We start from the raw sequence: 20,916 nt of genomic DNA, 5'->3' as shown, positions 1-20,916 counted from the left end.
TGCGCCCGGCGGCGGTCGTCCCGGCGGACCTCCGCGCGGCGGCGGTCGTCCCGGCGGAGGTCGTCGCGGTCCCGGTCGCGGCGGCACACAGGGTGCTTTCGGACGCGGCGGACCTTCCGGTCGCCGACGCAAGTCCAAGAGGGCAAAGCGTCAGGAAATGGAGGAAATGCAGGCACCGTCGGTCGGCGGTGTCAAGGTTCCTCACGGTGACGGTTCGACGCCGCTGCGCCTGCGCCGCGGTGCTTCGCTGGCGGACTTCGCCGAGCGGATCGAAACCGACCCCACAAACCTGGTGACAATCCTGTTCCACCTGGGCGAAATGGCGACGATTACGCAGTCGCTGGACGAAGACACGTTCAAGGTGCTGGGCGAAGAGCTCGGCTACAAGATCGAAATCGTGTCGCCCGAAGACGAAGACCGCGAACTGCTCGAAAGCTTCGGCTACGACCTCGAAGCCGAAGAGCTCGAAGACGAAGACGACGACCTCCTGCAGCCGCGCCCGCCGGTCGTCACCGTCATGGGTCACGTCGACCACGGTAAGACCCGCACGCTGGACGCTATCCGCAAGACCAACGTCATCGACCGCGAATCCGGCGGCATCACCCAGCACATCGGTGCTTACCAAGTGACGGTCGACCACGAAGGCGAAGAGCGCAAGATGACCTTCCTCGACACCCCGGGTCACGAAGCCTTCACGGCTATGCGTGCTCGCGGTGCGAAGGCCACCGACGTCGCAGTCCTCGTCGTGGCAGCCGATGACGGCGTCATGCCGCAGACGATTGAAGCGCTCAACCACGCGCAGTCTGCCGGCGTGCCGATCGTCGTGGCGGTCAACAAGGTCGACAAGCCCGAAGCCAACCCGGACAAGGTCATGCAGCAGCTGACCGAGTACAACCTCATCGCCGAAGAGTATGGCGGTGACACGATGTTCGTGAAGATCTCGGCTAAGCAGGGCACGGGCATTGACGAACTGCTCGAATCCGTTCTGCTGACCACCGATGCGGCACTTGACCTGCAGGCCAACCCTGACCGCGAAGCCCGCGGTGTCGCAATCGAAGCGAAGCTCGACCGCGGTCGCGGTGCAGTTGCGACCGTGCTGGTCGACTCTGGAACGCTGCGACAGGGCGACGCGATTGTCTGCGGCTCCAGCCACGGACGCGTTCGCGCCATGTTCGACGAAAACGGCAACACGGTCGAAGAAGCCGGCCCGTCGCGCCCCGTGCAGGTGCTCGGCCTGTCGAGCGTGCCGCGCGCTGGCGATTCCTTCATGGTCGTCAGCGACGACCGCACCGCCCGTCAGATCGCCGAGAAGCGCGATGCCCTTGAACGCAACGCGGCAGCCGCGCGCAGCCGCAAGCGCATCAGCCTCGAAGACTTCACGAAGGCAATCGAAGAGGGCAAGATCGACATGCTCAACCTCATCCTCAAGGGTGATGTGTCGGGTGCGGTCGAAGCCCTCGAAGACTCGCTGCTCAACATCGAAGTCGGCGACGGCGACGAAGTCGGCCTGCGAATCATTCACCGTGGTGTTGGTGCGATCACCGAGAACGACATCAACCTCGCAACTGTTGACAACGCAATCGTCATCGGCTTCAACGTCCGTCCCGAGGCCAACGCTCGCGACCTCGCGGATGCCGAAGGCGTCGACGTTCGCTACTACTCGGTGATCTACGACGCGATCGACGACATCGAAGCAGCGCTGAAGGGCATGCTCAAGCCGGAATACGAAGAGGTGCACATCGGATCGGCCGAGATCCGCGAAGTGTTCCGCTCGTCGAAGTTCGGCAACATCGCCGGTTCGATCGTTCGCGACGGTGTGATCAAGCGCAATGCCAAGGTTCGCCTGACCCGCGACGGTGTCGTCATCGGCGACAACCTCGCTGTCGAATCGCTGCGCCGCTTCAAGGACGACGTCACGGAAGTCCGCGACGGCTACGAATGCGGTATCGGCCTGGGCAAGTTCAATGACATTCGCGAAGGCGACATCCTCGAAGCCTTCGAGATGCAGGAAAAGCCCCGCGACTGAGGCTCGAGTAAGGAGACTCTGACATGAGCGATCCCACACGCGCACGCAAGATTGCCGACAGGATCAAGGTCATCGTGGCCGAAACCCTCGAAAAGCGAGTCAAGGACCCGCGGCTGGGCTTCATCACGATCACCGATGTTCGGGTGACCGGCGACCTGCAGAACGCAACTGTGTTCTACACGGTCTTCGGTGACGACGAACAGCTGGCCTCAACTCAGGCGGCGCTGGAATCGGCACGCGGTCTCATCCGCTCCGAAGTGGGCAAGGGCCTGGGCATCCGACTGACCCCGACTCTTGAGTTCACGGCGGACGCTGTACCGCAGGCAGCTGAGGACATCGAAAACCTCCTGGCGAAGGCCCAGGCGCGCGATGCTGAAATCGCGGCCGCATCCAAGGGAGCGGTTCCGGCAGGGGACGAAGACCCCTACCGGAAGCCCAGGGAACGAAAGCCGAACGAGGACTTCGACTTCGACGCCTGACCGGATGTGACGAAACTCGTAGGGGGCGGCTTTGCATTGTGCACAGCCGCCCCCTATGCTTTATAAAGCTTCGGTAACGTTCATTAAGGATTGGAAACATCAGTGGGTAGACACTCAGCACCTAAGAAGAGCGCTTTCGCTGACGTCGCTGATCTTCTTGGAGCGCTTCGCCCGTCGCAGCCCGGCCGCCGTTCCGCCCGCCGCGAAGCAGAAACCCTGACCTCCACGGGGATCCTCGCGAAGGTCAACCGCCGCCCGGTTCTTTCGGCTATTGCCGTCCCCGTTGCGGCAAGTGCTGCAATTGCAACATCGGCCGCCGTTATGACCAACAACGGCGCAGGCGAAGATGACACCGCAGCTTTCGCGTCGAAGCTCGCCCCGGAAGCCGACGTCGTTTCGCCCAAGGCTCCCAAGGACGCCGAAAAGTCGGTCAAGGCCGGCGCGGTCTCTCTTGCCGAACCTGTTGAGGAAAACACCGACGGTTCGGCCGGTTCCGGTGCAGCGTCCTCGAACGGCTCCGCATCCGGTGCTTCCGGCAGCGGCTCCTCGTCTGACAGCAAGTCCTCTTCTGCTGGTGCCGCAGCGGCTTCGGGCAATGTGTCCGGCGCAAAGTGCTCGGTGTCCTCGTCTATTGAAAGCGGACTCACCCCCAACGCGATTTCCGCTTACCGTGCGGTCTGCGCCCAGTTCCCGCAGGTGAAGTCCTATGGCGGCCGCCGCAATGACCCCGGTTCGGATCACCACACGGGCAACGCCGTGGACGTTATGATCACCGGTTCGACCGGCGACGCCATTTCGAACTACCTGATCAAGAACTCCTCGCAGCTCAACATCAAGTACATCATCTGGGAGCAGCGAATCTGGATGCCCGGACGCGGTTGGAAGCAGATGGAAAACCGCGGAAGCGCGACCGCGAACCACTTTGACCACGTCCACATTTCTGTGAAGTGACGAAATCTTCTTCTGGTCCCACCGGGCTTCTGCTGATAGACAAGCCCGGTGGGATCACCAGTCACGACGCCGTTTCGCGCACCCGTCGTTGGTACGGCACCCGCAAGGTGGGGCACGCCGGCACCCTTGACCCCATGGCAACGGGCCTTCTTGTGCTTGGTCTGGGGCAGGGGACCAAGCTTCTGACCTATGTGGTCGGGGCTGATAAAACCTACACCGCCACCATGCGCTTGGGCTCGTCAACGCCCAGTGACGATGCGGACTCATCGCCCGATCGTTTCGCCGACCCGGCCGTTTTGGCGGGGCTGACCGAAGCTGAGATTCGGGAAGCCGTGGCAAAGCAGACAGGCAGTATCGAGCAGGTGCCGTCGGCTGTTTCTGCCGTGAAGATCGAAGGCAAAAAGGCCTATGAGCTTGTGCGCGCCGGTGAAGACGTCCAGCTCAAAGCCCGTTCGGTGACTGTTTCTCGCTTCGACATTCACGATATTCGCCGTGCTGAATCGCATATCGACGTTGATGTCTCTGTCGACTGCTCCACCGGCACCTACATCCGCGCCCTGGCTCGTGACATCGGCGAGGACCTCGGTGTGTACGGGCACCTGACCGCTCTGTGCCGGACCCGTATCGGTCCTTTTTCCGTTGATGACGCCCACGAGCTTCCAGAGCGGGGTCAGGTTGACGAGGTGCCGCCTCCTGAGCTGATCGACCTCGGTTCGGGTGCGGCTGGTCTCATGCCTGCAGTGACGGTCGATGCGCAGGTTGCGCGTGGTCTTCTGCAGGGGCGGTTTCTGCCTATTCCCGCAGCCGATCCGAGCGCCGACAGGTGTGCGGCAATTGCCGACGGAAGGCTCGTGGGTGTTGTCGAGCCGCGGCAGGGTGCGTGGAAGATTGCGGTGGGCACCGCGTCGCTCGAAGATTACAAGCAGTAATCACTTGTAAAACAAAAAACAAGTTATTTTGCTTGTTCGCACGCTGCTTTGCTGAAATACTGTCTCTATGTTCGTCATCAACGCCGATCAGCGTGATTCGCGCAGTGAACCCGACCGAGTGCCGGCCTTGTTGGCCGCTGCGTCGGAGTGTTCAGCTGTCCTGCCTTTTGAACGGACAGTGGGGGATGAAGTGCAGGGCGTGTTCGCCACCGGGGCGGATGTGCTTGCTGCACTCGAGGTTATTCTCCGCAGCGGGCGTTGGTCTGTCGGAATCGGCATCGGTTCCGCCGAGCTCGCAGAAACACCTGCGGCCTCTAGGGGTGATGCGTTTCTTGCCGCCCGCTGCGCCGTTGAGACCGCGAAAAACCGATGGCAGGAAATCGCTGTTTGCTCACCTGCCGGGCCCGTAGAGCCGGCCCAAACGCTTGCCGGCTTCACAGCGCACTGGATCGAGAAGGCAAGCGACAGGCAGTGGGAAGTTCTTTCCTTGGCCCGCAAGCACACTCAGCGCCAGGTGGCCGAACAGCTGCAGATCTCGCAGCAGGCGGTGTCTGACTCGCTGCGGGCATCCAAGGCCGCGGCCGTTGAAGAGGGAGTCACGCAGCTGGAGCTGCTGCTCAACGAGGAGAACGGACGCCACGATGCTTGAACTGGTGGCTGCTTTGGCCGCTGGACTCGCGGCCTCACTGATCGGCTGGCCCGTGACGTCCCTCATTCTGCGAGCCGCCGCGAGCAGGCGGGAAAAGCCGGCGTTGGACATAAAACAGGAGCCTGCAGTGCAGGACGCCCCCGCCATCGACTCTCCTGGTCTGCTCCGCGGGGGACTGTGGATCGGTCTGCTCGAAAGGTTCACTGCGGCGGTTGCCATTGCGCTGGGACAGCCCGAAGTTCTCGCCGTCATCGTCGCGCTCAAAGGGCTCGGACGCTTTCCTGAGCTGCGTGCGTCCCGCGCGGCGGGGGAGAGGTTCATCATCGGCAGCCTTGCGTCGCTGGCAGTGGCCGGTGTGCTGGGTGAAGCAGCCCGGTTTCTTGTGCGCTACGCTTAGCCCGTCCCAAACATAAGGAGCGTCGTGGAGATTTTCCGGTCGACAGCAGAGTTCGCTGCCGGGCCTAAGCGTCTGCAGACGGCCAACGCCGTGACGATCGGCAATTTCGACGGTGTTCACCGCGGCCACCGGCTGGTGCTGGGTGAACTCGTTGCCACGGCGAAACGACTCGCAGTTCCCGCCGTCGTTCTGACTTTCGACCCTCACCCGGCGGCCGTGCACAGTCCCGAGCACGCCCCGAAGCTCATCATGGGACTTGACGAGAAGCTCGACAAGATCGCCGAAACCGGCGTCGATGCCGTTCTCGTTCAGCACTACACCCTCGACTTCGCGCAGGCGAGCCCAGAGGAGTTCATCCGCGATTACCTCGTGGGCCACATGCGCGCCAGTGCGGTTGTCGTCGGCAGCGATGTCCGCTTCGGCCGCGGAAACTCCGGAGACCTCAATACTCTGCGCACCTATGGCAGGGAATGCGGAATCGACACCGTCATCGGCCTTGACGACCTCGGCGACGACGGCGGACGCTACTCATCGACAGAAGTCCGCTCGCTCATCGACGCTGGTGATGTCACGGCGGCAGCCCACATCCTGGGGGAACCCCATTCGGTGACGGGAACCGTCGTCCACGGCAACGCCCGAGGTCGCGAACTCGGCTTCCCGACTGCCAACCTCGGATTGGTCGACGGCATGATTCCGGCCGACGGCGTGTATGCCGGCTGGACTCGCTTCAACGGCGGAGAGCGCCTGCCCACGGCAATATCCGTGGGCTCTAACCCCACGTTCTACGGTGATGACCGGCGCGTGGAAGCACACATCATCGGTGTCGACTTCGCAGACCTCGACGTCTACGGGGACGAGGCCGAAGTCGAATTCACCCACCGCATTCGCGGCCAGGTCGTCTTCAACGGCCTCGACCAGCTGATTGAGCAGATCGCCCTAGACGTCCGCGACATCTGCGCCGCCCTGGGCATTGAATGCCCGCAGCAGTCCGAGGGTCGCCTCGGCTGACATTTCGGCAGCCTCGTCGAGGCTGAGTGAAAAGTCATCGCCGGCCTTCGGGCCGCACAGGTCTGAGATCGCGCGCACTGCACCGAACGGAACGCCGAAGGTGTGGGCCGTCTGTGCGATGGCGGCGGTTTCCATGTCCGTGCTCAGTGCCGCGGGGAACGTCTGCCGCATGTGGCCGATGTTGGCCTCCGTGATGAACGATGCGCCTGACAGGGCCTCGCCGAACTTCACCCGGGTATTCTCTGCGGCCCACTGCCGCCCAGCGGCAAGCAGTCGGGCGTCTGCAGGGTAGGCGGCGGGCATGTCCGGCACCTGGCCGGGTTCGTAGCCGAATGCGGTGGCGTCGGAGTCGTGGAAGCGCACGCTGTCGGCAATCACCACATCGGCAATTGCGATGTCCTCTCCGACGCCGCCGGCTGACCCTGCGGAAATGACGGCGCGCGGTTCGTACAGCATGGCTGCCTGTGTTGTTGCGGTGGTTGCGTTCGCTAGGCCGATTCCGCTGCGAATGAGAACAGCGGGTCCGAAGTCGAACTCCAGTCGGTGAAAATCTGCCGGGCCGAGTGTCCGCAGGTGCTCACGGCTTTCGGCTGCGGCCAAGAAGGGTGCGGCCTCCTGGTCCATCGCCACCTGGATGGCAACGGGGTCGCTGGGCAGCTGGCCGGGGGCCATCAGGCGAACACCTGATCCCATTCGCCGCGCTTGGCGAGGAAGTCGCGCACAGCGGTCTTAGCGCCTTCAAGGGAGTGGCTTGCCGCCCAGCCGCACTGCGTTTCATTTGCGGCGGGAACAGCTTCGGCTTTCAGGAGGTCGTTGAAGGCCTTTTCCAGGATCGGCAGGAACTCTGCCGGTTCGATGCCGTTTGTCAGAGCGTAGAAGCCGGTCTGGCAGCCCATGGGGGAGAAGTCGACGAGGCCGTCGGTGTGGTTGCGCATGTGGTGTGCCGTCATGTGCTCAATGGAGTGGATGGCGGCCATGTCGAGGTGTTCTTTGTTGGGCTGGCAGAATCGGACGTCGTACTTGATGAGTTCGACTCCGCCGGGGAACTCCGTGCGGTCGGCAACGCGCACATAGGGTGCGGCGACAGCTGTGTGATCGAGGCTGAAGGATTCTACGTTTGTGGTGTCCATGGCTCGATTATCGCAGAGGGGTGCGGGCGTGTTAAGGTGGTCTCTGCCGTTTTGCCGGCCGCGGTCTGATAGGGCATTCGCACCAGGCGAGTGCGCCGCGCAGCGATTTCTGAAGGAGAACCGCATGGCACTTGACAAGTCCGTTAAGCAGGAAATCATCAAGGAATACGCGACCCACGAAGGCGACACCGGTTCCCCGGAAGTTCAGATCGCCGTCATGAGCCGCCGTATCAAGGACCTCACCGAACACTTCAAGGAGCACAAGCACGACCACCACTCGCGTCGCGGTCTGCTCCTGCTGGTCGGTCAGCGTCGTCGTATGCTCAAGTACCTCGCTGAAACCGACATTGAGCGCTACCGTGCGCTCATCGCGAAGCTCGGTCTTCGCCGCTGATCATCTGATCTTCACTCAACGGCCCGCCTGCATCCCGCAGGCGGGCCGCTGTGCTTGATACACTGAGCGGTGTCCAAGCCCGCATTCTGCCGGTGATCGACAGTGGCCTCCGCAACAGAGAGTGTGCGTGGGCTTCGATCGAGCACCGGGTGCGGGGACGCTTTCAGTCATCCCCTATGAACGGAGACTCTTTTGGGTATTCACCCTTATTCCTCAGTTGCCCACATTGACAATGGGCGCTTCGGTTCGCACACGGTGCGCTTCGAAACGGGCCGTCTGGCCAAGCAGGCCAGCGGTTCGGCCGTTGCCTACCTCGACGACGACACCATGCTGCTGTCGACCACGACCGCCAGCAAGAACCCGCGCGAAGGCTTTGACTTCTTCCCGCTGACCGTCGACGTCGAAGAGCGCCAGTACGCCGCCGGCAAGATCCCCGGTTCGTTCTTCCGCCGCGAAGGTCGTCCCACCACCGACGCGATCCTCGCGTGCCGTCTGATTGACCGCCCGTTGCGCCCGTCCTTCGTCAAGGGCCTGCGCAACGAAGTCCAGGTGGTCGTCACGGTCATGTCGATCAACCCCGACCACATCTACGACACCCTGGCCATCAACGCGGCCTCCATGTCCACCCAGCTGGGCGGACTGCCGTTCTCCGGCCCCATCGGCGGTGTGCGCATTGCGCTCATCGAAGACCAGTGGGTTGCGTTCCCCAACCACTCGCAGCTGAAGGACGCTGTTTTCAACATGGCTGTTGCCGGTCGCGTGGTCGACGGCGACGTGGCCATCATGATGGTCGAAGCCGAAGCCGGCGAACAGGCCTGGGACCTTATCAAGGCCGGTGGCCAGAAGCCCACGGAAGAAGTCGTGGCAGCCGGTCTGGAAGCCGCTAAGCCCTTCATCCGCGAACTTGTTCGCGCACAGGAAGAACTCGCCGAAAAGGCCGCCAAGCCGGTTGCCGAGTTCCCCATCTTCAAGGCCTACGAAGACGACGTCTACGACGCTGTGAAGGAAGCCGCCTACGACAGGCAGGCCAAGAACTTCCAGATCGCCGACAAGCAGGAGCGCGAAGCCGCAGCTGACGCTCTGCTGGACGACCTCTACGAACAGCTGGGCGAAAAGTTCGAAGGCCGCGAAGCTGAAATCGCAGGCGCCCTCAACGCGATTACGAAGGACATCATCCGCCAGCGCATCCTCACCGAGCAGGTGCGCATCGACGGTCGTGGTCTGAAGGACATCCGTCCGCTGTCGGCCAATGTTGATGTTCTGCCTCGCGTGCACGGTTCGGCACTGTTTGAGCGCGGCGAAACCCAGATCCTCGGGGTTTCGACCCTCAACATGCTCAAGATGGAACAGCAGATCGACTCGCTGGCGCCGGAAACCTCCAAGCGCTACATGCACCACTACAACTTCCCGCCGTACTCGACCGGTGAAACCGGCCGCGTCGGAAGCCCCAAGCGCCGCGAAATCGGCCACGGTGCCCTCGCTGAACGCGCCCTCGTTCCGGTTCTGCCCAGCCGCGAGGAGTTCCCGTACGCCATCCGTCAGGTGTCGGAGGCTCTCGGCTCGAACGGCTCGACCTCGATGGGCTCGGTCTGTGCTTCGACCCTGTCGCTGCAGGCAGCCGGTGTGCCGCTGCGCGCACCCGTGGCAGGCATCGCCATGGGCCTGGTTTCGGACATCATCGAAACCGAATCGGGCCCGCAGCGCGCCTACGCCGCGCTGACCGACATCCTCGGCGCTGAAGACGCCTTCGGCGACATGGACTTCAAGGTCGCCGGAACGGAAGACTTCATCACGGCTATCCAGCTGGACACCAAGCTTGACGGCCTGCCGGCCTCCGTGCTCGGTGCCGCACTGAAGCAGGCCAAGGAAGCCCGCCACGCGATCCTCAATGTCATGAGCGAAGCCATCGACGGACCGGCTGCTGAAATGGCTCCAACCGCTCCGCGCATCCTGTCGGTTGTCATCCCGGTTGACAAGATCGGCGAGGTCATCGGCCCCAAGGGCAAGATGATCAACCAGATCCAGGAAGACACCGGCGCGGAGATCTCGGTCGAAGACGACGGCACCGTTCTGATCGGCTCAACCGACGGCCCGTCTGCTGAAGCTGCTCGCGACGCCATCAACGCGATCGCCAACCCGCAGGTTCCGGAAGTCGGCGAACGCTACCTGGGCACCGTCGTGAAGCTCATGAGCTTCGGCGCCTTCGTGTCGCTCAGCCCCGGCAAGGACGGGCTGCTGCACATCTCCGAGCTGCGCAAGCTCAACGGCGGCAAGCGCGTTGACGACGTCGAAGACGTTGTCGGCGTGGGTCAGCCCATCCAGGTTGAGATCTCGAAGATCGACGACCGCGGCAAGCTGTCGCTGGTTCCGGTTGTCGACGAAGAGCAGTCGTCCGACGAAGACTGACCTCACCCTTGACTGAACCTCTTCACCGGGAGGACAGTGCGGTAGCCCGCACTGTCCTCCCGTCTGGTATTCGCATCATCACCGAAACAATGCCGGGCTTGGGCTCGGAGACCTTCGGCATCTGGATCGGCTCGGGCTCACGCAGCGAAACCGACGACACGGCCGGCTCCACCCACTTCCTTGAGCACATGCTGTTCAAGGGAACCCGGCAGCGCACCGCGAAGGACATCGCGCGGGAATTCGACAGGCTCGGCGGGGAAGCCAACGCGGTGACCGCAAAGGAGTACACCGCCTACTACGCCCGCTGTCTCATCGACGACCTCGATCGCGCGGCCGAAGTGCTGTGCGACATGGTGTTCAATTCGCTTCTGGACCCGGTGGAGTTCGAACGCGAACGCAAAGTCATCATCGACGAACTCGCGATGGCAGCTGATGACCCGGTTGATGTTCTCTACGAACACTACGATTCGATCATCTACCGCGGTTCCGGCCTGGGCCGTCCCGTGGGCGCCACAAAGCAGCGCATCGCGCAGCTGGACCACAGCGAACTCGTTGACCACTACGCGTACGCCTACACGGGACCGCGGATCGTCATTGCGGCCGCCGGGGGAGCGGAACACGAAGCCGTTGTTCAGGCGTGCCGGCGCGCAGCCGAGCACCTGCCTGATGAGGTGGGTGGCACCTCGTCCCCGGTTGGCGACACCTCGAGTGCCGCAGTCGAACCGGCTCCCGTGTTCCACGCTGCGCGCGGCGGACTGGTCAAACCGACCGAACAGCAGGTGCTGCTCACGGGTGTCCAAGGCCTGCACCTGGGGCACCCGGACCGCTTCACGCTTGCAGTCCTGCAGATGCTTCTGGGCGGCGGAATGTCCTCGCGCCTGTTCCAGAGCATCCGTGAGGATCGCGGCCTGGCCTATTCGGTGCACTGCGCGGGCTCTCAGTTCAGCGACATCGGCGACTTCGGAATCTACGCCGGGTGCGCACCGGAAGATGCGCCGGAGGTTCTGCGGCTCATCCGTGCGGAGTGCGCAGAACTGGCCGAAAACGGACCGAGTCCTGCCGAGGTGGCAGACACTGCCTCTGCGAGTGCGGCTTCCGCTGTGCTCGCCATGGAGAGCTCCGCGGTTCGGATGAACCGTTTGGGCCGCAGCGAACTGACCGGCCAGCCGCTTCTGACGACTGATGAAATCGTCGAACGGACCCGCTCCGTTACCCCAGAAGATGTGCGGGAGCTTGCCGCACGCCTGTTCGGACAGGAATGGGCCATGGCCACGGTCGGTCCGCGTGACGACCTGGATTTGTGACGATCCACCCCATCGACTGCATTCTGTGTACTCGACGCCACCGAGCGAAAGGACCACGATGAACACCACCGGCGGACGCCAGCTTGCCGCGGCACTCAAAGCGCATGGCATCGAGCAGGTGTACGGCATTCCCGGCACGCACAATCTTGAGATCTTCGCGGGTCTGCACAGCGAGGGGATTCGCGTCATCACACCCCGGCACGAACAGGGCGGAGGCTATGCGGCCGATGGTTCTGCGCGTGTCTCCGGCAAGCCGTCCGTGCTCGTCACCACGACCGGCCCGGCTGCACTCAATGCGGCCGCAGCCATGCTGCAGGCGCATTCAGACTCCGTGCCGGTGCTGCTGATCAGCCCGGGTGTTCCCGTGCGTCACCCGGGTCTGGGCAATGGCCTTCTGCACGAGGTCCGCTCACAGTCGGGTGTTTTTGACTCCATTGTCGAATCGTCGGTTCGGGTGACTGCGCCAAGCGAGATCCCGCAAGCGGTCGCTCACGCGTTCGCGACGATGACGACGGGTCGCAACAAGCCCGTCTACCTGGAAATCCCACTGGACGTCATCGAAGAGGAGGGCCCGCACACACCGGTGCTGCCGGTGTCCACAGATGTCCGGCTGCCGCTGGACGAGGCTGTTCTGGAATCTGCGGCCCAGGCTCTTCGCTCTGCGAAGAAGCCGCTGCTCATTGCCGGGCGAGGCTCCCGAGGCGCCGGTCGGGCCACAGCGCAGCTCGCGGAGGTTCTGGGCGCCCCTATTGTCGAAACGACCGCTGGAATGGGTGTTCTCGAATCGCCCAACCGGGTTGGCGCCATCGGCGGTCTGGCGGCATTCCACACCCTGCTGGGGCAGGCGGACGCGCTCATCGCAATCGGCACAGAGCTTGCCCCGAGTGAGTTCTGGGACCCCGGTATGCGGCTGCCCGAAACAATTGTTCGCATCGATATCGACCAGCGCGCCATGATCACAAACGCCTCGCCGTCGCATCCGCTGTTGGCCCGTGCTGAGGATGCGGTTGAAGCACTGGTTGCGAAGCTCGGCGGGCAGCGTGCCGAAGGTGAACTGTGGTCGGCTCCGCTGGCTGAGGAAATCGAAGCTGAACGCGCTGAATGGCACAAGCCGTTTAAAGCCCTGACCGAAGCCATCAACACACACCGGAAGACGATTGACGGCCCGCTGACGCTCGTGGGTGATTCGTCGATGTCCTGCTACTACGGCCTGCAGCTGGGAGTTCAGCTGCGTGAGGGTGACCGCTACCTGTACCCGGCCGGCGGCGGCACACTCGGCTACAGCCTGCCGGCGGGCATCGGCGCGAAGTTCGCCCGCCCCGACGAAGACGTCATCGCGGTTGCCGGTGACGGTGGATCGATGTTCACCATCCAGGAGCTCATGGCCGCGGTAGAGCACCAGCTGGCCGTGTCGTTCATCATTGTGGACAACGGCGGCTATGGCGAGATCGCCCGTGAAATGCTCGAACGCGGCGACGAACCGACAGCCGTAGCACTGGGACGCCCGGACTTCGTCGCGCTGGCGCGCTCGCTTGGCATGGAGGCGCAGAAAGTCACGGATGCAGCCGAGCTGGCAGCCGGTCTTGCCGAGGCGCGCAAGGCGCAGGCACCGCGTCTGTTCCTCATGGACGAACACTCACCGACAGCCGACTACCTGGTCAACAACCCGCAGTTCGGCAAATGAGCACAGTCGGGGTGCCCTGCCATCTGGAATAACCGGCTGGGCATCCCCCGTTGTAGCCGGTGACGAGCTTCGATAGGCTCGAAAGCGATAGCGACAGACGTCGCTCATTGACTTCTTAGGAGGAAGACATGACCGTCAAGTACGATCTTCCCGACCTTTCCTACGGCTACGCAGCTCTGGAGCCGCACATCTCGGCCCAGATCATGGAACTGCACCACAGCAAGCACCACCAGACCTACGTCAACGGTGTGAACACTGCTCTTGAACAGCAGGCTGAAGCACGCGACAAGGGTGACTTCGCAGCCGCAGCCAAGGCTTCGAAGGATCTCTCCTTCAACCTCGGCGGCCACGTCAACCACTCGATCTTCTGGAACAACATGTCCCCGGACGGCGGCGACAAGCCGACCGGCGAACTCGCTGCCGCTCTCGACGACGCCTTCGGCGACTTCGACAAGTTCCGCGGACACTTCGAAGCTGTTGCAACCAGCATCCAGGGCTCCGGCTGGGCTGTTCTCGGCTGGGACCTGCTGGGTCAGGCGCTCACCATCGAGCAGCTCTACGACCAGCAGGGCAACGTGCAGATGGGCTACGTCCCGCTGCTGCAGCTGGACATGTGGGAGCACGCCTTCTACCTCGACTACAAGAACGTCAAGGCTGACTACGTCAAGGCCTGGTGGAACGTTGTGAACTGGGAAGACGTCCAGGCTCGCTTCGAGCGCGCACGCAAGCAGGGCGAAGGCCTCCTGCTGGGCTGATAGCTCCAACACGCAGAAGGCGGGGAACATGGTGTTCCCCGCCTTTTCTGTGCCCTGATTCTGTGGGCAGCGCGGCTCCTGGCAAAGCTGCCGGCCGCCCTGCCTGAACTCAGCGTTTGTGGTAGAGCGACTTGCGCTGGTACTTGGGGTCCGAGGTGACGCGCATCTGCAGGTTGCGGAACACCTCTTCGTCCACTGAACCCAGGAGGGTGGTGGTGTGCACATCGCAGCTGCGCAGGTCCTTCAGCTTGGCCAGCGCGGCGTCGGCGTGCTGGTCAGCCGTAGCTGAGGCTGATAGTGCGATGAGAACTTCGTCCATGTGCAGGCGGGGATTGCGGCTTCCCAGGTGCTGGGTTTTGAGTGTCTGGATGGGTTCGATGTTCTCCGGCTGCAGCAGGTGCACGTCCGGGTCGATGCCCGCCAGGTGTTTGAGCGCGTTGAGCAGCATGGCGGCTGAGCAGCCCAGCAGTTCAGAGGTTTTGCCGGTGATGATGGTGCCGTCGTGCAGCTGCATGGCCGAAGCCGGCTGCCCCGTGGATGCTTCAAGGTTCTGGGCAATGCCGATGATCGGCCTGTCCGCCGGGGTGATCTGTGCTCTGCGCATGATGACGGCGATCCGCTCTGACACCGTGTTGTCGACGTTTTCTCGGCGTTCGTCAGCAAGCGCGGTGAAGTAGCGGCGGATGATTTCCTGTTGGGCCGCGTGCCGCACGACGCCGTCGTCGCTGATGCACATGCCCACCATGTTCACACCCATGTCGGTTGGGGACTGGTAGGGCGATTCTCCGTAGAGCTCTTCGAGGGTGGCCTTCAGCAGCGGGAACACTTCGATGTCTCGGTTGTAGCTCGTGGCTTCCCGGCCGTATGCGCGCAGGTGGTAGGCATCGATGACGTTGATGTCGTCAAGGTCTGCCGTTGCAGCTTCGTAGGCCAGGTTGACCGGGTGTTCCAGGGGGAGGTTCCAGATGGGAAAGGTCTCAAACTTTGCGTAGCCGGAGGTGATGCCGCGCTGGCTGTCGAGGTAGAGCTGCGACAGGCACGTGGCGAGTTTGCCTGACCCCGGGCCGGGGCCGGTGACGACGATGAGGTCGCGGGTGGTTTCGACCCAGTCGTTTCTGCCGAAGCCGTCTTCGCTCATGATGAGCGAGGTGTTGCTGGGGTAGCCGGGGATGGTCACGTGTCGGGCGACCGTGAGCCCCAGGCGTTCGAGCTTGGTGATGAATTCGCGGGCTTTGAGGTTGCCGTCGTCCAGCTGGGTCATGACGACGTTGTTGACGGTGAAGCCCTCGTCGCGGAACGCGTCGATCAGCCGCAGGACGTCGTCCTCATAGCTGATTCCCAGGTCGGCCCGGATTTTGTGCCGGTCGAGATCGCGCGCGCTGACGCAGACGAGGATTTCGAGTTCGTTTTTCAGTTCGGCAAGCATTGCCAGTTTGTTGTCCGGGGTGAAGCCCGGCAGAACGCGTGAGGCGTGATTGTCGTCGAAGAGCTTGCCGCCCATTTCGAGGTAGAGCTTGCCGCCGATGTCGCGGCGCCGCTGGGCGATGTGTGCTGACTGTTGGCGGATGTATTCTGCGCTGTCGAATCCGAGGGGAGCCTGCATGGTCTTTGATATTAACACCGCGGTGGGATGACAAAATGGACCTGACCGACAGAAAGGGAATCACGTGGCAGTCAAAGTCGCAGTCATCGGAGCATCAGGACGCATGGGCTCGCACGCCGTCGAAGCGGTGAAAGCAGCCGACGGCATGGAGCTGGTGGCGACGATCGGCCGTGGGGACGATCTTTCCGCCGTGGTGGAAGCCGGAGCGGACGTCGCCGTTGAGCTCACTGTGCCCAAATCAACGGAAGACAATGTTCACTTTCTGGTCAGCCACGGCATCCACTGTGTCGTGGGCACAACGGGGTGGAGTGACGAACGTCTGCAGCGCCTGGAACAGCTGACCGAGCAGCACCCGGACGTCGGTGTTCTCATCGCGCCGAACTTTTCCATTGGGGCGGTTCTCGCCATGCAGTTCGCTGAGCTCGCTGCACCCTATTTCGATTCTGCTGAAGTCATCGAAATCCATCACACGCGCAAACTCGACGCTCCATCCGGCACAGCCGTGTCGACCGCCCAGCGGATTGCCGCAGTGCGCCGCGATGCGGGCCTGCCGGATGTTCCCGACGCAACAGAGGACGACCCGCACGGTGCTCGCGGAGCCGTGATCGACGGCATTCACGTGCACGCCGTCCGCCAGCTGGGCATGAATGCTTCCGAGGAAATTCACTTCGGCTCAGCTCACGAAGCACTCACCATCCGCACGGACTCACACTCGACCGAAGCCTTTATGTCGGGCATCATCACCGCTGTCGGCAAGGTCGACCAGCAGCCCGGCCTGACGGTGGGGCTGGAAAAGTACCTCTGATGTCCAAAGCGAAGATCGGGGCGGCAGTCATTTCGGTGCTGCTGCTCCTGTACCTCATCTTTATGGTGCAGCGCGGCATGATCATGCTGCGCGAACCGAATATCGTTGCGAAGCTGCTGGCGGTCGCGCTGCTGGTCCTGCCGATCATCGGGGCGTGGGCGCTGATCGTTGAGCTTCTGTTCGGCGCTCGCATTGAGCGTTTGGGCAAGCAGCTGGCCGAGGAAGGCGGGCTCCCAGCGGATGATCTCCCGCGCACACCGGGCGGGCGGATTGTCCGCGAGGCCGCCGACGAACAGTTTGAGCTCTACGCTCGCGAAGCCGAGGAAGCGCCGGATGACTGGCGGTCGTGGTTCCGCCTGTCAATGGCCTACGACGCAGCCGGCGACCGCCGGCGCGCCCGCAGCACCATGCGCAAGGCCATCACAATGGAGCGAACCGCTCGCCGCGAATCCAGCTGATCCAGCCGAACCTCGGCGCTCCTCAACCGACTCGGTCGACTTGACCCCGCCTCGTCCGCTTTCCGCGCACTGCCAGCCGCACAATCGCGGCGATAGCGGTCTCCAACGGACCTCGCCGCGAAATGAGGGGCTTCCACACCACGGCGATGCCGATGAGCACCAGCGCGTGCGTCACATACTCCTGTGTTGGTGCCATGCCGGCAGTCATTTCGAGCAGCACCACGTGCAGGGAATACGCGGTCAGCGCCATTGAGCCGGGGGCGGTCAGCGGCAGCAGAAGACGCGGAGCGAGCGCGGGGAAGCTGGTGAACAGCAGACAGAACACCCCGATGACCGCCACCGCGACTCCCGCTGTTCCCACGAGGTCCGGGGGAGTGCCGGTGTGCGGGCCGTTCACTGCCAGCCACCACGCGGTGTCGGTGGGGACGGTTCCCCAGTTGCCGTAGGTCGTCGCCTGTTCAAGAAGGCCCGGTTCTTCAGCCGCCGAGGCGGAAAGCACCTCCCAGCCGCGGCTCACCAGAAGCAGGGATGAGATGGCTGAGGCCATAATGGCTGTTCCCAGACCGACAGCGCTCGCCGTTATTGCAGTCTGCCGTGACCAGGGGACATGCGCGAGCGCCATGCCCACGAGGATGTAGCTCATCCACTGCAGCGCGGGGTAATAGCCGGTGAGCACAACTGACTGCAGCAAGCCCGCCGGATCATAAAGCGAATCGAGGCTCGGGACGTTGAAGTCCTGTTCCAGCTGCCAGTGGGCGCGGACTGCGTGGGACACGAGGGGAGAGGCTGCGAGCCACACGGCTGCGAGTGCTGCAAGTGTGCGACCGCGCAGGGGAAGCAAGACGGACGCGGCAATGAACAGGAAGCCGTAGACGGTCAGGATGATGGCCAGGCGAGTGCTGACAGTGCCGAGCACGAGGCCGATTGCGAAGATGATGATTCCGCGGATGACCGCGGCTGCAATGGCTTTGCCCGGGGTGGACAGAGCCCGTGAACGTGAAGCCAGAACCAGAGAAAAACCAGCAAGAACTGCGAACAGGGCGCTGGAACGGCCCGCGAACACAACGGCCCAGGTCGGTTCGAGGTCGTCCGTGCTGAGACTGAAGAAGTGGGTGACGATCATCCCGAAGAGGGCCAGGCCGCGCGCCGCATCCAGCCACTGCAGACGCCCGGGCGGGAAGAGCCTGTTCGCAGAGTTCATGGGCTCGATTCTGCCACGGCTTGACCGTGGTCACGGGCCACTTCGACACCTGCTGACGGTACAGTAGGGGCATGGCTATTCAGGGAGATTCACAGGCAGCGGAAGCGATTGCAGCTTTCGGTCGCGTCGGTACGGCGATGGTGACGCCCTTCAAGGGTGATGACGTCGACTTCGATGCGCTGCAGGCTGTTGCCAAGCACCTGGTGGCCACGGGCAACGACATGCTCGTCGTCTCCGGCACCACCGGTGAATCACCGACAACGTCGTTTGAGGAAAAGGGCGACCTTCTGCGCGCCGTGAAAGAAGCCGTGCCGGAAAACGTCCGCGTCGTTGCGGGCATCGGCACAAACGACACGCGCACCTCGATTGCGAATGTCGAACAGGCCGTCGAAGCCGGCGCCGATGGACTTCTTGCCGTCACGCCCTACTACTCCAAACCGTCGCAGGCGGCCATTGCCGAGCACATGCGGGCAATCGCCGATGCTTCGGACCTGCCGGTCATGCTCTACGACATTCCCGGCCGGTCGGGTGTTCCGATTGAAAAAGAAACGCTCATCGAACTGGCCGAGTGCCCCACAATCCTCGCGGTCAAAGATGCCAAGGGCGACCTCGCATCGACGATCGAGGTCATGGGCAGCACTGATCTTGTGTACTACTCGGGCGAAGACGCCCTTAACCTGCCGCTGCTGGCCTCCGGTGCCGTAGGCGTGGTTTCGGTTGCGGCGCACGTCATTGCCCGCCCCCTGTCTGAAATGGTGGATTTGGTCGCTGCGAATGACATCGCCGCGGCTCGCCGCCTGGCCCTGGACCTTGCTCCTGCGGTCGATGCAATCATGAATCACATGCCCGGAGTGGTTGCCGCCAAGGCCTGCCTTGAGCTCATGGGCGTGATTCCCTCCCGCGCAGTTCGCATGCCTCTTCTGCCGGCCACGGCGGACCAGGTCGACTTCCTGCGCCGAACATTGGAAGGACACGGTTTTCTTCAGTGATTGAACTGCCAACCGACCTCGGAACACCCCCGAAGGTCGACCCCAACGCCCTGCGGATCGTCGCTCTTGGCGGTCTCGGTGAAGTCGGGCGCAACATGACGGTCTTCGAGACCGAAGGCAAACTGCTCATCATCGATGCCGGTGTGCTCTTTCCCGAAGAAGAACAGCCGGGAGTCGACCTCATCCTGCCGGACTTTTCGTACCTTGACGGGCGCGAAAAAGACGTTGTCGGCATTGCGCTGACCCACGGCCACGAAGACCACATCGGCGCTGTGCCCTACCTGCTGCGCAAACTGGGCCGCGACGTCCCGGTTCTCGGTTCAACCCTGACCCTGGCTCTTGTCGAACCGAAGCTCAAAGAGCACCGCGTGCGGGCCAAGACGAAAGTCGTGTCGGAAGGCGACCGCGAAAAGCTCGGTCCGTTCGACCTCGAGTTCATTGCCGTCAACCACTCCATTCCGGATGCTCTGGCCATTTTCCTGCGCACGAATGCGGGAACCATCCTGCACACGGGTGACTTCAAAATGGACCAGCTGCCCCTGGACGGCCGGATTACGGACCTGCGCTCTTTCGCCCGTGTCGGAGAAGAAGGCGTCGACCTCTTCCTGACGGACTCCACCAACGCGGAAGTTCCCGGCTTCACAGCCCACGAACGCAACATCGGGCGGGTGCTTGAACAGCAGTTCAGCCACGCCTCGCGCCGTGTGATCGTCGCGTCCTTCGCATCACACGTCCACCGTGTGCAGCAGGTTCTAGAAGCTGCTGTCGCCCACGGACGCAAGGTGGCGTTTGTCGGCCGGTCCATGGTCCGGAACATGAAGATCGCCCAGGAGCTGGGCTACCTTCAGGCTCCAGCGGGTTCGATCATCGACATCAAACAGGTCGAAGACCTCCCCGAAGACCAGGTGGTGCTCATGTGCACCGGTTCGCAGGGCGAGCCCATGGCGGCACTGTCGCGTATGGCCAACGGCACCCACCAGATCGACCTGACCGAGGGCGACACCGTCATCCTGGCAAGTTCGCTCATCCCGGGCAATGAAAACTCGGTGTCCCGCGTGATCAACGGTCTCATGCGCCTGGGTGCAACCGTGATCCACAAGGGCAATGCCGCGGTGCACGTGTCCGGCCACGCATCGGCCGGTGAGCTCCTGTACGCCTACAACATTGTGGGGCCCAAGGGTGTTATGCCGGTTCACGGCGAGTGGCGCCACATGCTCGCCAACGCGAAGCTGGCAATGGAAACCGGCGTGCCCAAGGAAAAGGTTGTCGTCGCCGACGACGGCTGGGTTGTTGACCTCAAGGACGGGCAGGCTTCGATAGTCGGAGCTGTGCCGTGCGAATACGTTTTCGTCGACGGCAAGTCGGTCGGCTACGTCACGGAAGACGATCTGCGCGACCGTCGCGTGCTGGCCGGCGAGGGCTTCGTGTCGATCTTCATGACGATCGATGTGAAGAACCGCGAGATCGTTGCCGGGCCGGAAATCCACACGCGCGGTGTTGCTGAGCACGACCGTGTTTTCGACACCATTAAGCCGAAGATAACGAAGGCTGTTGAAGACGCGCTCGATGACGGTGTGAAGAATCAGCACCGCCTGCAGCAGATCATTCGCCGCACCATCGGCCGGTGGCTGTCGACCAAGCTGCGGCGCGGTCCGATGATCGTGCCGATGGTTGTTCTTGTCGGCGACGAAGACTGAGCGTCGGAGCTGCTTAGGCGCTGACTCTGAGAACTTGAAAGGCTGGGCGAG

At 62.9% G+C, this 20,916-nt stretch carries 20 protein-coding genes; 16 read left to right on the top strand and 4 right to left on the bottom strand.

Features of this window, described 5'->3' with window-relative positions; genetic code table 11:
- The 7 genes from infB to HMPREF3087_RS01875 all read left to right on the top strand — a co-directional run.
- Positions 1-2,026: translation initiation factor IF-2 (gene infB / locus HMPREF3087_RS01905; RefSeq protein ID WP_083271973.1), on the top strand; the 2,026-nt coding region annotated here is incomplete at its 5' end.
- A gap of 23 nt (positions 2,027-2,049) precedes the next feature.
- Positions 2,050-2,505: a 30S ribosome-binding factor RbfA gene (gene rbfA, locus HMPREF3087_RS01900; protein ID WP_019174862.1), complete on the top strand. Its 456-nt coding sequence runs from the start codon at positions 2,050-2,052 to the stop codon at positions 2,503-2,505.
- A gap of 102 nt (positions 2,506-2,607) precedes the next feature.
- The gene (locus tag HMPREF3087_RS01895) at positions 2,608-3,456 is read left to right on the top strand and encodes a VldE C-terminal domain-containing protein (protein WP_070427849.1); all 849 of its coding nucleotides are present in this window, start codon (positions 2,608-2,610) and stop codon (positions 3,454-3,456) included.
- On the top strand, positions 3,453-4,385 hold the full coding sequence (gene truB, locus HMPREF3087_RS01890) for a tRNA pseudouridine(55) synthase TruB (protein ID WP_070427848.1): 933 nt from the start codon (positions 3,453-3,455) through the stop codon (positions 4,383-4,385). The genes HMPREF3087_RS01895 and truB overlap by 4 nt, the downstream gene beginning before the upstream one ends.
- A 67-nt stretch (positions 4,386-4,452) precedes the next feature.
- Positions 4,453-5,034 carry a hypothetical protein gene (locus HMPREF3087_RS01885; RefSeq protein WP_070427847.1) on the top strand — a complete coding sequence of 194 codons (582 nt, stop codon included), beginning with the start codon at positions 4,453-4,455 and terminating at the stop codon, positions 5,032-5,034.
- Entirely contained in the window at positions 5,027-5,431 is a 405-nt protein-coding gene (locus HMPREF3087_RS01880; protein ID WP_062019530.1) for a hypothetical protein, read from the top strand. The genes HMPREF3087_RS01885 and HMPREF3087_RS01880 overlap by 8 nt, the downstream gene beginning before the upstream one ends.
- A gap of 24 nt (positions 5,432-5,455) precedes the next feature.
- Entirely contained in the window at positions 5,456-6,439 is a 984-nt protein-coding gene (locus tag HMPREF3087_RS01875; protein ID WP_083271972.1) for a bifunctional riboflavin kinase/FAD synthetase, read from the top strand.
- On the opposite strand, the gene mtnN is transcribed toward HMPREF3087_RS01875, so the two are convergent.
- Complete coding sequence (gene mtnN / locus HMPREF3087_RS01870) at positions 6,368-7,111, bottom strand: 5'-methylthioadenosine/S-adenosylhomocysteine nucleosidase (RefSeq protein ID WP_070427846.1); 744 nt, start codon at positions 7,109-7,111, stop codon at positions 6,368-6,370. The genes HMPREF3087_RS01875 and mtnN overlap by 72 nt on opposite strands.
- The gene (locus tag HMPREF3087_RS01865) at positions 7,111-7,569 is read right to left on the bottom strand and encodes an S-ribosylhomocysteine lyase (RefSeq protein ID WP_070427845.1); all 459 of its coding nucleotides are present in this window, start codon (positions 7,567-7,569) and stop codon (positions 7,111-7,113) included. The genes mtnN and HMPREF3087_RS01865 overlap by 1 nt, the downstream gene beginning before the upstream one ends.
- Before the next feature lie 124 nt (positions 7,570-7,693).
- Between HMPREF3087_RS01865 and rpsO the strand changes: the two genes are divergently transcribed.
- The 5 genes from rpsO (at position 7,694) to HMPREF3087_RS01840 (ending at position 14,112) form a co-directional block, all read left to right on the top strand.
- A complete protein-coding gene (gene rpsO, locus HMPREF3087_RS01860) occupies positions 7,694-7,963 on the top strand; it encodes a 30S ribosomal protein S15 (RefSeq protein ID WP_019174870.1) in 270 nt (89 codons plus the stop codon).
- Between the two features lie 192 nt (positions 7,964-8,155).
- Positions 8,156-10,369: a polyribonucleotide nucleotidyltransferase gene (locus HMPREF3087_RS01855; protein WP_062019533.1), complete on the top strand. Its 2,214-nt coding sequence runs from the start codon at positions 8,156-8,158 to the stop codon at positions 10,367-10,369.
- 8 nt (positions 10,370-10,377) lie between these two features.
- The gene (locus HMPREF3087_RS01850; RefSeq protein WP_070427844.1) at positions 10,378-11,673 is read left to right on the top strand and encodes a M16 family metallopeptidase; all 1,296 of its coding nucleotides are present in this window, start codon (positions 10,378-10,380) and stop codon (positions 11,671-11,673) included.
- A gap of 58 nt (positions 11,674-11,731) precedes the next feature.
- Entirely contained in the window at positions 11,732-13,357 is a 1,626-nt protein-coding gene (locus HMPREF3087_RS01845) for a thiamine pyrophosphate-binding protein (RefSeq protein WP_070427843.1), read from the top strand.
- Positions 13,358-13,485: 128 nt separating this feature from the next.
- On the top strand, positions 13,486-14,112 hold the full coding sequence (locus HMPREF3087_RS01840) for a superoxide dismutase (protein ID WP_070427842.1): 627 nt from the start codon (positions 13,486-13,488) through the stop codon (positions 14,110-14,112).
- Between the two features lie 109 nt (positions 14,113-14,221).
- Here the strand turns inward: HMPREF3087_RS01840 and HMPREF3087_RS01835 are convergent, their stop codons facing one another.
- Positions 14,222-15,715, bottom strand: coding sequence for a DUF1846 domain-containing protein (locus tag HMPREF3087_RS01835; RefSeq protein WP_070427841.1), 1,494 nt, complete (start codon positions 15,713-15,715; stop codon positions 14,222-14,224).
- Between the two features lie 64 nt (positions 15,716-15,779).
- Between HMPREF3087_RS01835 and dapB the strand changes: the two genes are divergently transcribed.
- Complete coding sequence (dapB, locus tag HMPREF3087_RS01830; protein ID WP_083271970.1) at positions 15,780-16,520, top strand: 4-hydroxy-tetrahydrodipicolinate reductase; 741 nt, start codon at positions 15,780-15,782, stop codon at positions 16,518-16,520.
- Positions 16,520-16,978, top strand: coding sequence for a hypothetical protein (locus HMPREF3087_RS01825; RefSeq protein ID WP_062019539.1), 459 nt, complete (start codon positions 16,520-16,522; stop codon positions 16,976-16,978). Before dapB ends, HMPREF3087_RS01825 begins: the two co-directional genes overlap by 1 nt.
- A 22-nt stretch (positions 16,979-17,000) precedes the next feature.
- Here HMPREF3087_RS01825 and HMPREF3087_RS01820 read toward each other — a convergent pair whose 3' ends face one another.
- Entirely contained in the window at positions 17,001-18,179 is a 1,179-nt protein-coding gene (locus HMPREF3087_RS01820; protein ID WP_070427840.1) for a heparan-alpha-glucosaminide N-acetyltransferase domain-containing protein, read from the bottom strand.
- Between the two features lie 71 nt (positions 18,180-18,250).
- Between HMPREF3087_RS01820 and dapA the strand changes: the two genes are divergently transcribed.
- The gene (gene dapA, locus HMPREF3087_RS01815; protein ID WP_070427839.1) at positions 18,251-19,168 is read left to right on the top strand and encodes a 4-hydroxy-tetrahydrodipicolinate synthase; all 918 of its coding nucleotides are present in this window, start codon (positions 18,251-18,253) and stop codon (positions 19,166-19,168) included.
- Positions 19,165-20,865, top strand: coding sequence for a ribonuclease J (locus HMPREF3087_RS01810; RefSeq protein ID WP_070424563.1), 1,701 nt, complete (start codon positions 19,165-19,167; stop codon positions 20,863-20,865). The genes dapA and HMPREF3087_RS01810 overlap by 4 nt, the downstream gene beginning before the upstream one ends.
- The last annotated feature ends 51 nt before the right edge of the window (positions 20,866-20,916 follow it).

Origin of the sequence: Brevibacterium sp. HMSC22B09 (assembly GCF_001806795.1) — a bacterium.
Lineage (GTDB): Bacteria > Actinomycetota > Actinomycetes > Actinomycetales > Brevibacteriaceae > Brevibacterium > Brevibacterium ravenspurgense.
Note: the sequence above shows the minus strand (reverse complement) of the source record. Positions and strands in the feature narration are given on the sequence as shown.